13 protein-coding genes and 1 tRNA gene are annotated in these 13,960 nt (G+C 39.8%); 11 read left to right on the top strand and 3 right to left on the bottom strand.

The window, feature by feature from the left end; genetic code table 11:
- Window positions 1-6 precede the first annotated feature (6 nt).
- Window positions 7-768, top strand: coding sequence for a polysaccharide biosynthesis/export family protein (locus K1F36_RS01915; RefSeq protein WP_220112275.1), 762 nt, complete (start codon window positions 7-9; stop codon window positions 766-768).
- Between the two features lie 36 nt (window positions 769-804).
- On the top strand, window positions 805-3,189 hold the full coding sequence (locus tag K1F36_RS01910; RefSeq protein WP_220112274.1) for a GumC family protein: 2,385 nt from the start codon (window positions 805-807) through the stop codon (window positions 3,187-3,189).
- 3 nt (window positions 3,190-3,192) lie between these two features.
- On the opposite strand, the gene K1F36_RS01905 is transcribed toward K1F36_RS01910, so the two are convergent.
- The gene (locus K1F36_RS01905; RefSeq protein WP_220112273.1) at window positions 3,193-3,936 is read right to left on the bottom strand and encodes a tyrosine-protein phosphatase; all 744 of its coding nucleotides are present in this window, start codon (window positions 3,934-3,936) and stop codon (window positions 3,193-3,195) included.
- 272 nt (window positions 3,937-4,208) lie between these two features.
- Between K1F36_RS01905 and K1F36_RS01900 the strand changes: the two genes are divergently transcribed.
- From K1F36_RS01900 to K1F36_RS01870, 7 genes are all read left to right on the top strand, one after another.
- Window positions 4,209-5,483 (top strand): sensor histidine kinase, encoded by a 1,275-nt coding sequence (locus K1F36_RS01900; RefSeq protein WP_220112272.1) that lies wholly within the window; start codon window positions 4,209-4,211, stop codon window positions 5,481-5,483.
- On the top strand, window positions 5,476-6,177 hold the full coding sequence (locus tag K1F36_RS01895) for a response regulator transcription factor (RefSeq protein ID WP_220112271.1): 702 nt from the start codon (window positions 5,476-5,478) through the stop codon (window positions 6,175-6,177). The genes K1F36_RS01900 and K1F36_RS01895 overlap by 8 nt, the downstream gene beginning before the upstream one ends.
- A gap of 60 nt (window positions 6,178-6,237) precedes the next feature.
- Window positions 6,238-6,480: a hypothetical protein gene (locus tag K1F36_RS01890; protein ID WP_220112270.1), complete on the top strand. Its 243-nt coding sequence runs from the start codon at window positions 6,238-6,240 to the stop codon at window positions 6,478-6,480.
- Between the two features lie 82 nt (window positions 6,481-6,562).
- The gene (locus K1F36_RS01885) at window positions 6,563-7,327 is read left to right on the top strand and encodes a hypothetical protein (RefSeq protein ID WP_220112269.1); all 765 of its coding nucleotides are present in this window, start codon (window positions 6,563-6,565) and stop codon (window positions 7,325-7,327) included.
- A 79-nt stretch (window positions 7,328-7,406) separates the two neighbouring features.
- Window positions 7,407-9,959, top strand: coding sequence for a M1 family metallopeptidase (locus K1F36_RS01880; RefSeq protein WP_220112268.1), 2,553 nt, complete (start codon window positions 7,407-7,409; stop codon window positions 9,957-9,959).
- 141 nt (window positions 9,960-10,100) lie between these two features.
- On the top strand, window positions 10,101-11,111 hold the full coding sequence (locus K1F36_RS01875) for a DUF4198 domain-containing protein (RefSeq protein WP_258538897.1): 1,011 nt from the start codon (window positions 10,101-10,103) through the stop codon (window positions 11,109-11,111).
- Entirely contained in the window at window positions 11,111-11,794 is a 684-nt protein-coding gene (locus tag K1F36_RS01870) for a HupE/UreJ family protein (protein WP_220112267.1), read from the top strand. Before K1F36_RS01875 ends, K1F36_RS01870 begins: the two co-directional genes overlap by 1 nt.
- Before the next feature lie 97 nt (window positions 11,795-11,891).
- Here the strand turns inward: K1F36_RS01870 and K1F36_RS01865 are convergent.
- Window positions 11,892-11,965: transfer RNA gene (locus tag K1F36_RS01865), tRNA-Met, on the bottom strand.
- A 137-nt stretch (window positions 11,966-12,102) separates the two neighbouring features.
- On the opposite strand from K1F36_RS01865, the gene K1F36_RS01860 reads away from it, so the two are divergent.
- Together K1F36_RS01860 and K1F36_RS01855 are read left to right on the top strand one after the other, a co-directional pair.
- Window positions 12,103-12,486 (top strand): START-like domain-containing protein, encoded by a 384-nt coding sequence (locus tag K1F36_RS01860; RefSeq protein ID WP_220112266.1) that lies wholly within the window; start codon window positions 12,103-12,105, stop codon window positions 12,484-12,486.
- A gap of 54 nt (window positions 12,487-12,540) precedes the next feature.
- Window positions 12,541-13,386 carry an aminotransferase class IV gene (locus tag K1F36_RS01855; protein ID WP_220112265.1) on the top strand — a complete coding sequence of 282 codons (846 nt, stop codon included), beginning with the start codon at window positions 12,541-12,543 and terminating at the stop codon, window positions 13,384-13,386.
- Here the strand turns inward: K1F36_RS01855 and K1F36_RS01850 are convergent.
- The gene (locus K1F36_RS01850; protein ID WP_207031847.1) at window positions 13,383-13,943 is read right to left on the bottom strand and encodes a YqgE/AlgH family protein; all 561 of its coding nucleotides are present in this window, start codon (window positions 13,941-13,943) and stop codon (window positions 13,383-13,385) included. The genes K1F36_RS01855 and K1F36_RS01850 overlap by 4 nt on opposite strands.
- Window positions 13,944-13,960: the final 17 nt, after the last annotated feature.

Raw genomic sequence — 13,960 nt, 5'->3', positions numbered from 1 at the left:
TTCCAGATGTATCAAAAAATTAAACCCGCGATAATACTGCTTGCCATAGCCTGTGCTGTAGTCTCATGCACATCATCAAAAAAAGTTGTGTATTTTCAAGATTCACAGGATTTTGAAACAATTGTTACCGAAAACAGGTTTGAGCCCAAGTTCAAGGTGGATGATGTTATCAGCATCTATGTGGCGACCCTAAACCCTGAAGCAAGTGCTCCTTTTAATCTGACCATAGGGGTTGCGGCCAACGGACAATCGGAATCATTGGACTATATCGTCGATAAAAATGGGGATATTGAGTTCCCTGTGATTGGAAAGGTAAATGTATTGGGGTTGTCCCCGGAGGAACTTAAGATTGATCTTAAGGAAAGGCTTTCATCTTACTTAAAAGATCCAATTATTAATGTAAGATTGAGAAACTTCACCGTAACTGTATTGGGAGAGGTACGTAGCCCGGGAACCTATCCGATTATTGGGGAACAAGTGACCATATTGGAAGCGCTTGGATTGGCAGGAGACCTGACCATTAAAGGTAGAAGGGAAAATGTAATGGTAATCAGGGACTTTGATGGTGTAAAGGTGTACAATAGATTGGACTTGACTTCCAAGAATGTAATGAACTCTCCAGCATATTACCTCACACAAAATGATGTGGTCTATGTAGAACCCAACAAATCGGCTGCAGTCTCTTCTTCATTGGACAATAGAACTACGATAGCACTTTCCATACTTTCTTTGATAGTAACAACTACGTTATTCTTGACGCGCAATTAATTTATAATACCATTTCAAATTCTTAAATAGTAATCTTTGGAAAACAAGTTTTCATTTAAAAGTATTGATTTCAAGGAAATAATTAGACAGTATACGAGCAAGTGGTATTTGTTTTTGCTCGCTATTATATTTTGTTTAGGTATAGCCTTCCTTTACAATCGCTATACAGCACCCCTCTATGATGCCCAAGCTCGAATCAAAATAGAGATGGAGGGAAACAATAACCCCGAACTTGCGGTTTTTCAGGATTTGGGTGCTTTTCAGGGACAGATGAATCCAATTATCGATGAGATTGAAATCATCAAATCTCGGTCTAATTTTGTAGAAGTTGTAAAAAAGCTTCAGCTGAACACACAAATTTTTAGATTGGGTAATATTCTAGATTCTGAGATATACAAAGACTCTCCTTTCAATTTAAATTTTAAGGAGTCGGATTCCATAGTAAGCCAATCTGGCTTCAGCTTTTATTTAAATGTAATGTCCGATGCAACATTTGGTTACAAGAGACAGGAAGATGAGCCCTATAAACAAAACACTTTTGGCTCCAATATTTCAACTCCATTGGGAGATATGATCATAACGCCAAGTGTTGAAAACATAAAGATTTACAAAGGGAATGAATTTAGAATTGTAATCAGACCCGCTACTGTGGTTGCTGATAGTTATCGAGGCCGTGTTCAAATTACTCCATTGGAGCGGTCTTCGAATATTTTGTCCCTTTATCTTCAAGATAGGATACAGCAAAGGGCACAGGACATTATCAATGAACTTATAGCAGTCTATAATGAAAATGCTATTGAGGATAAAAAGATTGCAGCGGACAAGACCTCTAATTTTATTGATGCCCGTATCACAGAGATTTACTCTAACCTTTACAATGTCGATCAATCCGCGGAAGAATTCAAGACCAATCGTGGAATTACGGATATATCATCCGAGTCCAATATCAACTTAAGTGTGGGTATGGAGAACCGCCAACAGTTGGAAAGTGCTTCTTTGCAATTGAATATGGCATCTTCCATGAAAGACATGGTCGAAAACCAAGACGGTTATGAGATTTTGCCATCAAACCTTGGGCTCTCCGACCAAACGATTACAGGAACTACCGCGCGGTACAATCAATTGGTTGCAGAAAGAAACAGGTTGTTGGAAAGTTCCAGTAATCTGAATCCGGTGGTTCAAAATTTGGACAAGGAGCTTAATACCTTAAAAAGTAGTTTGCTTTCGAGTTTGAACAATACCACGGGAAACTTGGAACTGCAGATCAACAGTTTGGCCCGGCAACAATCCAGAATTAACAGTAGGATTTATTCAGCTCCTGGAAATGAGCGCGAACTACGTGATATTACACGGAAATTGGAGACCACAGAGTCTTTGTACCTATATCTTCTGGAAAAGCGGGAGGAGGCTCAAATAGCCTTTGCCTCAGCTTCTCCACCATCATCCATTGTAGATGCTGCGTATAGTACCAGTTCTGCCCCCGTGGCACCTAACAAGATGATCAACTATGTTGCGGCCCTGTTCCTTGGGTTTGTACTTCCGTTCATGTTTATTTATGTATCGGGATTATTGGACAACACGTTAAATAGCAAACAGGATTTGGAAGGTGTCATAGGGAACAATATCCCTGTAATTGCCGAACTTCCAAAGATTGGGAAAAAAGACAGAAAGATTGTAAAGAAGGACGACCGTTCAGTTTTGGCGGAGTCTTTGAGAATCTTAAGGACCAATCTCAACTATATTCAAAAGAGCCAGAAATCGAAGCCGGACAATCTTATATTTATAACTTCCAGCGTTCCTGGGGAGGGTAAAACATTCATTTCATCCAATCTGGCCAAGATTTATGCCGATACTGGAAAGAAGGTCTTATTGGTGGGAGCTGATATCCGAAACCCTAAGCTTTATGATTTCTTTTCCAGTGACGAAAATGTTGAGGTCGGAAAGGAGGGTGTTCAACCCAGAAGGAGTACAAAGGCAGGACTAACAGAGTTTCTCGTCAATTCTGATTTAAAGGTACAGGACATCACCGTTCCGGCACACATCAATGAAAACGAAATAGACCTTATATTTTCAGGAAAAATACCGCCAAACCCAACAGAGTTACTCATGAACCCTAGAATGGGTGAATTATTTGAGAAGGTATCCAAAATGTACGATTATGTTATCGTGGACACCGCACCATTAATGGTAGTGACCGACACGTTGTTGATCAGTGAGTATGCCAGCCAAATTCTATATGTGGTCAAGGCGGGTGCAACTGAACTTAAAGTCATCGATTTTCCATTAAAGCTGAAAGAGGAAGGCAAATTAAAAGGACTGTCCTTTGTGGTCAACAATGTAAAGCAATCCGAATTGGGCTATGGAGGAAAATACGGCTATGGTTACGGAAAGTCCGTTAAAAAATGGTGGAATTTCTCCTAATAATCAATAAAAGGTCTGAATTGTATTTTCGATAATAGGGAAGAGATGATCTAATGTCTTTTTTGATATTTTGATTTCTTTCAACAACATCAATTGCCTGATGTTGTGGACATCGCTTCCTACAAAATCGATCATACCGTCGTTCAATAGTTTCTCAGCTGTTTTATGCACAGCCTTTCCATAGGATTTGGGACTCAACGACAATAGATTGAGCTGAAACAAGACTCCTTCAGATTTTAAGGACGCATACTTCCCATATTTACCATGATAGTACATATACCTTTCCGGGTGTGCCAGTATTGGAAAATATTTGTGCTTGGCGATTTGGTCAACGGCCACATCAAAATTAAAGGATGGCTGTAAATACGACATTTCGACTAGCAAATAATCCTTTCCCAAAGGCATTACTTGTTTGCCATGCAGTATGCTTTCAAAATTATCATCGATCATGTGTTCAGCGGCATACTCCAAATTGACTTGCAAACCATCATTTTTTTGCAATTCATTATAAAGTTTACCATGTGCCTTTTTGATTGTACTTGGGGTGTTGTCATAGTAATTGTGCATGATATGGGGCGTGCATATAAAATTAGTCACCCCAAAATCGGAAAATCCTTTGATCAACTCCAACGAATCCCCAACAGTTTTGGCGCCATCGTCAATACCAGGTAAAATGTGGTTGTGGATATCCACAAGGCCGCTCAAATAATCGACCAAGTAAATTTTCTTCTGAAAAATACTTATCATCCATATAATTTGGAATCCAAAGATAAACTATATAGAACCTTAATCCATAGCCGAAAAATGAAAATAGGGCTTCCGTTGCATTAAAATAAAAAAACCGACCTAGAACAGGTCGGTTTGAAGATTTACTACTTTATATGTTTTAACTAAACTCAACGCTAATATAAACCTTGTGTTTAAGCACAGGGACTAATGAAAGATCAAAAAGGTTAATGAAAGACTAATAGGGTTAACCATTGGGTAATTAGCTGGTATATTTTTGTTTATTTAGCGGTATGCTGACCAAAAGGAACCTCTATGTTATTTTTTTTATAATCGCAGTTGTCGGTTTGTTGGTGGTGCAATACCAATATCTGAGGGTGGGACTAGGTTTGGCCCGTGTCCAATTTTCTGATAAAATGGATCAGGCCAGAGACAATATAAACAGTGAGCTCTCAGCGGTAAACTCATTGACCTACACACTGGGAAATACTATCAGAAAAGATACTTCCGAGGTCAGGATCGGGTTGGATAGCCTAGAGAAGGCATCCCAATATTATTTAAACGACTATATCTCTTACCAGTTAAACCTTTCCGGAATTGATGCCCCTTTCACCTATAAACTGTATTCACGCGATTCCATAACATATTTGAGTTCCGTACGCCCTCACATAAAAGCGCAAGAAGACCTTACTTACCCAATTAAAGTGAAAGGATATTTACCAGAATTGCTCCAAAAAGAAATTATTCTGGAGATTGGTTTTGAAGATTTGAACAAGTACTTTTTGGGACAATTACGGGGGCTCATCGTTCCTGGACTATTATTCTTGTTGATGATAATCATAGTGGTAATATGGGTACTTAGATCATTTTATTTACAACGAAGCATCAACACTACCACGAACGATTTTATCAATAACCTGACACATGAATTAAAAACACCTGTCTTCTCCATAGGATTGGCAAGCAAAATCTTGGAGGAAGATGTGCCTGAGAATAAAAAAGCCGTGGTGGAATTGATTCGAGCCGAATCGAACAGGCTCAAAAAGCATATCGATAAAGTTTTGGAGCTGGCCAGCATGGAGTCCGGAAACAAACTATTGCAGTTTCAGGAGATTGATTTTAAACCAGAACTGGAGCGAATTTGCGAAGGTTTTAGTTTGTTGGCCAAGCATGAAGAAATTCAGTTTGAGTTCGAACTCGAAGAAGGTCCATACATTATTAGGGCCGAAAGGTTCCATCTGGAAAATGTGGTGGGCAACCTATTGGAAAATGCAAAAAAGTACTCGGACAATCCACAAATAAAATTGACCGCAAGCAAACAAAAGGGACGATTGTTCATCAGGGCCACCGATAATGGACAAGGTATTGCCAAGGAGGATATGCCCAAAATCTTCAAAAAATATTATAGGGTTAAAAATGGAGATGTCCACAAGGTAAAAGGATACGGCTTAGGACTGTATTATGTGCAAAAAATAATCAAAATGCACCGTGGAAAAATTACGGTGCAAAGCGAACCAGGACAAGGAACCACATTTACCATGTCCTTTAAATTGACCAAAAATGGATAAAAAATATAAGTTGATATTGGTTGAGGATGATAATTCCCTAGGGTATCTATTATCGGAATATTTAGGAATGAAGGGTTTTGTGGTTACGTGGGCCAAAGATGCTTCGGAGGCTGTGCTAAAAACCAAGACCAATGTTTTTGACTTGGCCATATTAGACGTGATGCTCCCCGATATGGATGGATTTGAACTGTCACAAAAGATAAAAGGAATAAATCCCGAGCTGCCCTTTATTTTTTTGACAGCAAGGTCGCTCAAAATAGATGTTCTTAAAGGGTTTTCAATGGGTGCTGTTGACTATCTTAAAAAGCCCATAGATGAAGAAGAGCTTGTTGTGCGTATCAATGCATTGTTGGCCAGGTTGGTAAAGGATGAGGAACAAGAAGTTCAAGTGTCCGAATATGAGATTGGCGATTACGTTCTCAACATGGACAATTTTGAACTCAAACACAACGGGAAGCCTATCAAATTAACAGGAAAGGAATTTGACCTTCTGGCATTATTGGCCAAGAACAAAAATCAATTGTGTACTCATAAAGAAATCTTGACCACGGTTTGGGACAAGAATGATTATTTCAACAAAAAAAGTCTCAACGTTTTTATATCGCATTTACGTAAACATCTGGCGCACGACCCCAAACTGAGCATAGTAAACGTAAGCCGCCGTGGGTTTATGCTGAGGGTAGAGGGAGAGTAGCAAAATACTGTGGCTTGATTTTTGTTGCGGTATTGTGTGATGAGATTATCTGTTTGATTTATGTTGAAGATTTTTAAAAATAGTGCCTCGACCCCTTCCTTGCGCCAATTGGACAATTTATACGGCCAGACCATCTGCAAATGTCCATTGCAAGAACAAATTTCCTATTGTCAAAGAGTTATAGAAAGCTCCGAATATCATTTGGGGCAAGATTGCCCCAAAAAGGATTCCAATCAACTAAAACAACTTATACGGGCGGCCAGAGATGAACTTAAGCAATTACGTTCACAAGTTGGTTCGTAGTAATTGAATTGGGATAAAAAACGGATTTCGCCCCTGAGAACTTTTTAAAAGCCTTAATTTTAGGATTGAAAAATCAACCAAAATGAAGAAATCAATTCTATCCCTAACATTACTCCTTATTTGTTTACATGGTTTTGCCACCGAGACAAAACTCATGGTACGTGCCAAGGCAAAGGATGCCAAGTTCGTTGGAAGTTCCATAGGAGGAGCCCACGTAATCGTCCGTAACAGTTTGAACGGTGAGATCATGGCCGAGGGCAATACCACTGGTGCAACGGGAAACACTGACCTGATCATGAAGAGTGTCCATGAACGTTACACGGAACTCAGCGATGATAAGACCGCAGGTTTTTTGGCCATTTTGGATATCAACGAGCCCGTTTTTGTGCAGGTGGAAATACTATCGCCAATCCATAAAAAAAATGCTCGCGTACAGGCCAGTACGGAACTTTGGTTGATTCCAGGTAAACACATTTTAGGAGATGGTATAGTATTGGAAATACCTGGTTTTGTGGTGGATATTTTAAAGCCCAATACCCATCAATATATTAATCTGGGATCTATACCCGATTCAGGGTTACCAATAGAGGCCCATATCGTTATGATGTGCGGTTGCCCGATAGAAGTAGATGGAATTTGGGATTCCAAATTAATTGAAGTGAAAGCCATGGTCAAAAAAGACGGAGAGAGTGTAGGGGAGGTCGAATTGGACAATCCAGCACAAAACAGCTTTCAAGGCCACTTTGGAATCAAGGAAGCTGGATATTATCAAATCACCGTTTATGCCTACAACCCAAAAACCGGGAATACAGGAGTGGATATCGTCAACTATGTGGTAAGGGATTAAGTATTTGTTTTTTAATGCTTTATCAAGATGATTTTAGCTACCTTGATGAGCAAAAGGGAACCGAATCAACCAAGTTTTTATGAAAACAAGCATTCTGGCCTGTGTGAGTGTATTGATAATTTCAACCTCCTGTGAGTCAACAAAAAAAGAAGATTTATTGGCAGAGGGTATTCCGCTGCAACTGGCAGAGTATCGAGTTGGCCAAGTATCCAATGTGGTGTATGGACTTTCTTTTGATATCCCAGCGGATAAAAATCGTCCAATAGCCTCAAAATTAAAGTTGGATGTGGACCTTCATGATCTTTCGCAACCCTTATATCTTGATTTTAATGCAGACGCTTCATTGTTAAAAACTATTCGGGTAAATGGTCAAGAGCAAGAAGTTGTTCATCAACAAGAACATATTATTATTTCGGAAAACCTTGAGGAAGGGCCCAATACGATTGAAATTACCTTTAATGCGGGAGAACTGTCCTTGAACAGGAATGAAAACTATTTATATACCCTTTTGGTACCTGATCGTGCCAGTACATTGTTCCCTTGTTTTGATCAGCCCAACATCAAGGGACGTTATGTAGTGGATGTTATGGCACCTGCCGACTGGAAAGTTCTTTGTGGAGCACCACTAAAGGAAGCGAAGCCAAAAGGCGAAACGGTACATTACTCATTTGAGGAAAGCGATTTTATGAGTACTTATCTGTTTTCTTTGGTTGCAGGAAAGTTTGAATCGGTTACCGAAAACCCAGGTATGTTTGATATGACAATGCTATATCGTGAAACAGATTCCGCAAAAATTGCTTACAGTGTTCCCAAGATTTTCGACCTTCATCAGCGATCAATCGATTTTTTAAAGGATTACACCCAATATGAGTTTCCCTTCAAGAAATTGGATTTTGCCGCCATTCCAGGGTTTCAATACGGAGGAATGGAGCATATTGGAGCCATTCAATACCGTCAATCCTCTATCTTCTTGGATGAAAGTGCTACCGAACGCCGTCTTATGGGCAGTGCCAAACTTATAGCACATGAAACATCCCATATGTGGTTTGGGGATATGGTCACCATGGATTGGTTCAACGATGTGTGGATGAAAGAGGTGTTTGCCAATTTTATGGCCGATAAGATCATGAACCCGACCTTTCCCGAAATCAACCATAAACTCCAGTTTTTGATTTCCCATTACCGTGGTGCCTACGGTGAGGACAGGACTCGTGGCACCAACCCTATACGGCAACATTTGGATAACCTAAAAAATGCTGGTAGTCTTTACGGGGGCATCATATATAACAAGGCACCAATTATGATGCGGCAACTAGAGGCTGCAATCGGGGAGAAGGCTTTCCGAGATGGTATACGCGAATATATTCAGGCCTATGCCTATGGAAATGCCACTTGGAACGATTTGGTGGAGATTTTGGATGAAAGGACGCCCATAAACCTAAAAGATTGGAGTGAAGTATGGGTAAATCAATCAGGTAGGCCTATGATAACTGAGGGGATTGAGTATGAAAATGGGAAAATAGCAAGTTTCACGCTTTCTCAAAAAGCAGAAGATGGAAGTGATAAATTATGGCCACAATCTTTTGAAATAACCTTGGTATATCCGGATAGCACCAGAATAATCCCAGTCACGATATCCGATAGTATTGTAAATGTGAAGTTAGCGGAGGGACTTCCACGACCCGAGACGATAATTTATAACTCAAATGCCTTTGGCTATGGTATTTTTCCTTTGGATTCGTCCAAATTGAACGTAATCCCAACGCTAAAAGATGAAGTCGCCCGTGGATATGCCTATCTCAATGCCTATGAGAACGTTCTATCTGGGCAAATCCCTCCTCTCGAGGTTTTTGATTTATATATGGATGTCATCCTACAAGAGGAAAACGAATTTGTTCATGGAATGGTCAGTGGAGAAGCTTCACAATTGTTTTGGAGTTACTTTACCGAAGAACAAAGAGCGGAAAAGCAGCCATTGGTCGAAAACTTGCTATGGAAAGAACTGCTCGAGGATACATATGAGCCCAATATCAAGAAAAATATTTTTGGACTCTGGAAAGGTTTAGCATATTCTGAAAGGGCCAAGGAGAGGCTGTATGCCGTTTGGAGCAAAAACATAAAAATACCAGGTCTAAAGTTTAATCAGGACGATTATACCGATATGGCAATGGATTTGGCCTTATATGATCATAAAAAAGCTGGTGAAATTCTGGAAACAGCCAAATCCGAATTGGATAATGCAGACAAGATAAAACGATTTGAATTCTTACAGCCCGCACTTTCATCTGATGCTGCGGTGAGGGAAACCTTTTTTAAATCGTTCCGAGATACCAAAAACAGGGAAAAAGAATCTTGGGTGGGAACCGCTTGTGGATATCTGCACCATCCTTTACGACAAAAAACCGCAATACAACAACTTCCGTTGGCATTGGACTTATTGGAGGAGATTCAAAGGACAGGTGATATTTTCTTTCCTAAAAGATGGTTGTCAGCTACAGTGGGGCAATATCAGTCCAAAGAAGCTTATCAAATAGTGGAGGAATATTTGAAAAATCACCCAGGCCTTGAACCTTCATTAAAAGGAAAACTCTTACAAGCTTCCGATGAGCTCTATCGATTTGTAAATATGTAGCCGATTATCCAGACTTCAAAACGGACGATATTTTTATGTTTTTGAAATTTTGGGTATGGACAAAATAGATGATTTGCGGATATTTGTACCACAAGGTAGGAAATTGATTTCACCACCTGATCTTTAACAAACAAAATCATAATGAAGAAAGTTTTTTTTGGCCTTTTGGCCATCGTGCTATTATGTAGTCACGATATGTTCTTGAAAATGGACAATTATTTCCTTGACCCGAACACAAATGCAGCAATTCAACTATTTAATGGCACTTTTGAGAAAAGTGAAAATGTAATAGACAGGAACCGTATGCTCGATATGAGCTTGGTAGGTAATGGTCAGCGTATCCAAGTAGATTCAGCTCAATGGACCGAAAAGGACAGTATTACATTTTTGAATTTTAAGACCGGTGGCCCCGGTACTTGGGTAGCAGGTGTTTCAACTGCAGCAAAGAATATTGCATTGGATGCAAAATCGTTCAACGATTATTTGGAACATGATGGAGTGGTAGACATGTTGGAATGGAGAAAAGAGAACAATGCTCTGGACCAGGATGCGGTTGAGAAATACTCCAAGCACGTTAAAACTATTTTTCAAGTAGGAGAGGAATTGTCTGATGACTGGAAAACTGCATTGGGGTATCCTATTGAATTTATTCCACAAGAAAACCCCTATGATATTCATGCCGGGCATTCCTTAAAAGTACAATTGCTGTATAAGGGGAAGCCTTTGGCCAACCAATTGGTAATTATTGGTACGGAGAAATCCGAAGAAAATACCACAATAGAACATAGTCATGATGGAGGGGACCCGCATACGCATAAAAGTGGAGAAACCCCAGACCATGACCATAATTCTGGTTTGCAACTTCGTACTGATGATGCCGGTATTTTAGAGTTTGAAATAACCAATGCAGGAGTATGGCATATGAGAACCATTTATATGGTACAGTCGGAGGAAGAGGGTCTCACCCACGAGTCCAATTGGGCCACGCTTACCTTCGCCGTGGGTTCAGGTCATAGTGCAGCGCATGGGACGGATAAAGATGAAAATCATCACACACATGAAGAAGAAAGTTTTTCATCTTACATTTTTCTCCTTGTAAGTTTGGTAATTGTTGCCGGCCTTTTCTTTTACTTTAAAAGCAAGAAGAAATAATGTACATAAAACCAGTAGGAGCTAGCTTCTCTCTTTTGGTAATGTTACTTTTTCCAATGCTGTTACTGGCTCATGATGTTAGCTCAGGTGACCAGCAGATATTGGATAGCGGTGGGTTGTTATCCTATATTTGGGTAGGGGCCAAGCATATGCTTACAGGTTATGACCACTTGCTGTTTTTGGTAGGGGTTATCTTTTTCCTGAAAGGGTTTCGGGATATTTTAAAGTTTATCACCGTTTTTACCATAGGACACAGCATTACGCTTTTAGGAGGGACGTACCTAGGGGTTCAGGTCAATGAACACCTAATTGATGCCATCATAGCATTAAGCGTACTTTATAAGGGGTTTGAGAACTTGGAAGGCTTTAAAAAACTTGGAACCAGAGCTCCAAATTTATTGATGATGGTATTTTTATTTGGACTTATCCACGGGTTGGGGCTATCCACACGTTTGCAAACCTTTGATATGGGCCAAGACCAATTTTTACTGAAGATTATTAGCTTTAACGTTGGTGTTGAGTTGGGCCAAATAGCCGCCCTAATCCCGATCATTCTTCTTATAAAGGCTTGGAAGGGTAAACCTAGCTACGAAGCCTTTTATAAAGGATCCAATGTTTATTTGATTATTGCGGGTATCGGTCTGTTCGCTTATCAGGTCTATGGCTATTTTAATGGGCATTGAGTCAGTCAGGTGTTTAATGTCCAGATTAATGTGAATTATGGAAGGGGAGTAATACTGTCAAAACAAAAAAAGACCACTTTTAAAGTGGTCTTTTTTGTAGCGAGAGGGGGACTTGAACCCCCGGCCTCCGGGTTATGAATCCGACGCTCTAACCAGCTGAGCTACCTCGCCGTCATTTTGCTAAGCGGGTGCAAATATATGTTTAAATTTTCGCTGAATCAAAATTCATTATTAATTTATTATTTGATATTTATTTTTATATCTTCCCAAATTATACAAAAGTTGAAGAACGATTAAAGAACACGACAATGAGTGATAAGGTTAAATTTGAACTGGAGTTTGTTATTCAAGCTTCACCTCAGTTGCTTTACCAATATATTTCCACTCCTTCGGGACTGTCTGAATGGTATGCCGATAATGTAAATTCCCGTGGAGAAATATTCACCTTTATTTGGGATGGTTCGGAAGAACGGGCAAAACTGCTCAAACGAAAAAGTGAGGAATTTGTAAAGCTGGCATGGGAAGAAAATGAGGATGGTTCATTTTTTGAAATGCGGATAATAGTCGATGAAATAACAAAGGATGTTTCATTATTTATAACGGACTTTGCCGAGGATGACGAGGTGGATGAGGCAAAAATGCTTTGGGAAAACCAGGTTTCCGATCTTAAACAGGTTCTTGGTTCAACCTAGTCCTATTCTCAAGTAAACCGTATCTTTGGTCCCGATTTAAATCGGGACTTTTTTATGGTCAATTACAACGGAGAACTTTTAACAGAGGATAAGCCAATTTTTACGAACAATAACAGGGCCTTTAAATATGGAGATGCCCTTTTTGAGTCGGTTCGATACGTAAACGGAACCCTCTTTTTTTGGGAAGATCATTATTTTAGGTTAATGGCCTCTATGCGCATCTTGCGTATGGAAATTCCAATGGAATTCACACTGGAGTTTTTGGAAGAGGAAATTAAAAAGACCATTACCTCAAATAAATTGGATAGTGGAGCGGTTCGCGCCCGTTTAACCGTCTTTAGAAATGAGGGAGGATTGTATACCCCATCCACAAATGATGTATCCTACGTTATAGAGACAAGTGCCATGGAATCCCCTTTCTTTATTATTAATGAAGGGGAGTATGAAGTGGAATTGTTCAAAGATTACTATGTGAACAAGGATATGCTCTCCAACTTAAAATCCACCAACAAAATGTTGAATGTTGTGGCAGGAGTGTATGCCGAAGAAAATGGCTATGCCAATTGTTTATTGGTCAATACCGATAAAAAGGTGGTAGAGGCCATTAACGGAAACCTATTTTTGGTGAAGGGAAATGAAATCAAGACACCACCCTTAAGTGATGGTTGTATGGATGGTATCATCCGTAAAAATTTGATGAAAATCATTGCAGGTTCCGAAGAGTACGATTTGGTCGAGGATTCCATCTCTCCCTTCGAACTTCAAAAAGTGGATGAGCTGTTCATTACCAATTCCATTGTAGGCATTCAACCCATCAGCAAATACAGGAAGAAAGAATTTGAGGCCAAGGTTGCAAAAAGCCTCGTGGGAAAATTGAATGCTAAGGCGCGTATCGGTTAATTGAGCGAAGGATTTTCGGGGGCATTGGACCATAGAACATAATCTCCGCCAAGTTCCATCATCTTTTCTTTCCAAAATGCGTTCGCAGCTTTTTCCAGAATGCTGCTTTCGTATTCATTGGGCAACACTACCCAAGATTTTGATGATAGTTCTTGGTCCAGTTGGCTGATACCCCAACCAGAGTATCCCAAAAAGAACCTGATGTCTTGTTCGGTGATGGTTCCACTATTGATGAGCTCAACGGTCATTTCAAAATTACCGCCCCAAAAAATACCATCGGAAATTTCGATACTGTTTTCAATGAGCTCAGGAACCTTATGGATAAAATAAAGATTGTCCTGTTCCACGGGGCCGCCATTAAAAACTTGAAAAGGAATGGTGATATCAGAAACAAGGTCGCAAATGGTGTAGTCCAAAGGTTTGTTCAGAATAAAGCCAACCGAACCCTCGTGGTTGTGTTCGGCAATAAGTACAACAGACCTGTTGAAAGAAACGTCACCGGTAAGTGATGGTTCTGCAACAAGTAAATTCCCTTTTTTAGGCTTTTGACTTACCATTTACATTTTTTCTTGTA

It is taken from the genome of Flagellimonas abyssi, assembly GCF_019457905.1.
Taxonomy (GTDB): domain Bacteria; phylum Bacteroidota; class Bacteroidia; order Flavobacteriales; family Flavobacteriaceae; genus Flagellimonas; species Flagellimonas abyssi.
Note: the sequence above shows the minus strand (reverse complement) of the source record. Positions and strands in the feature narration are given on the sequence as shown.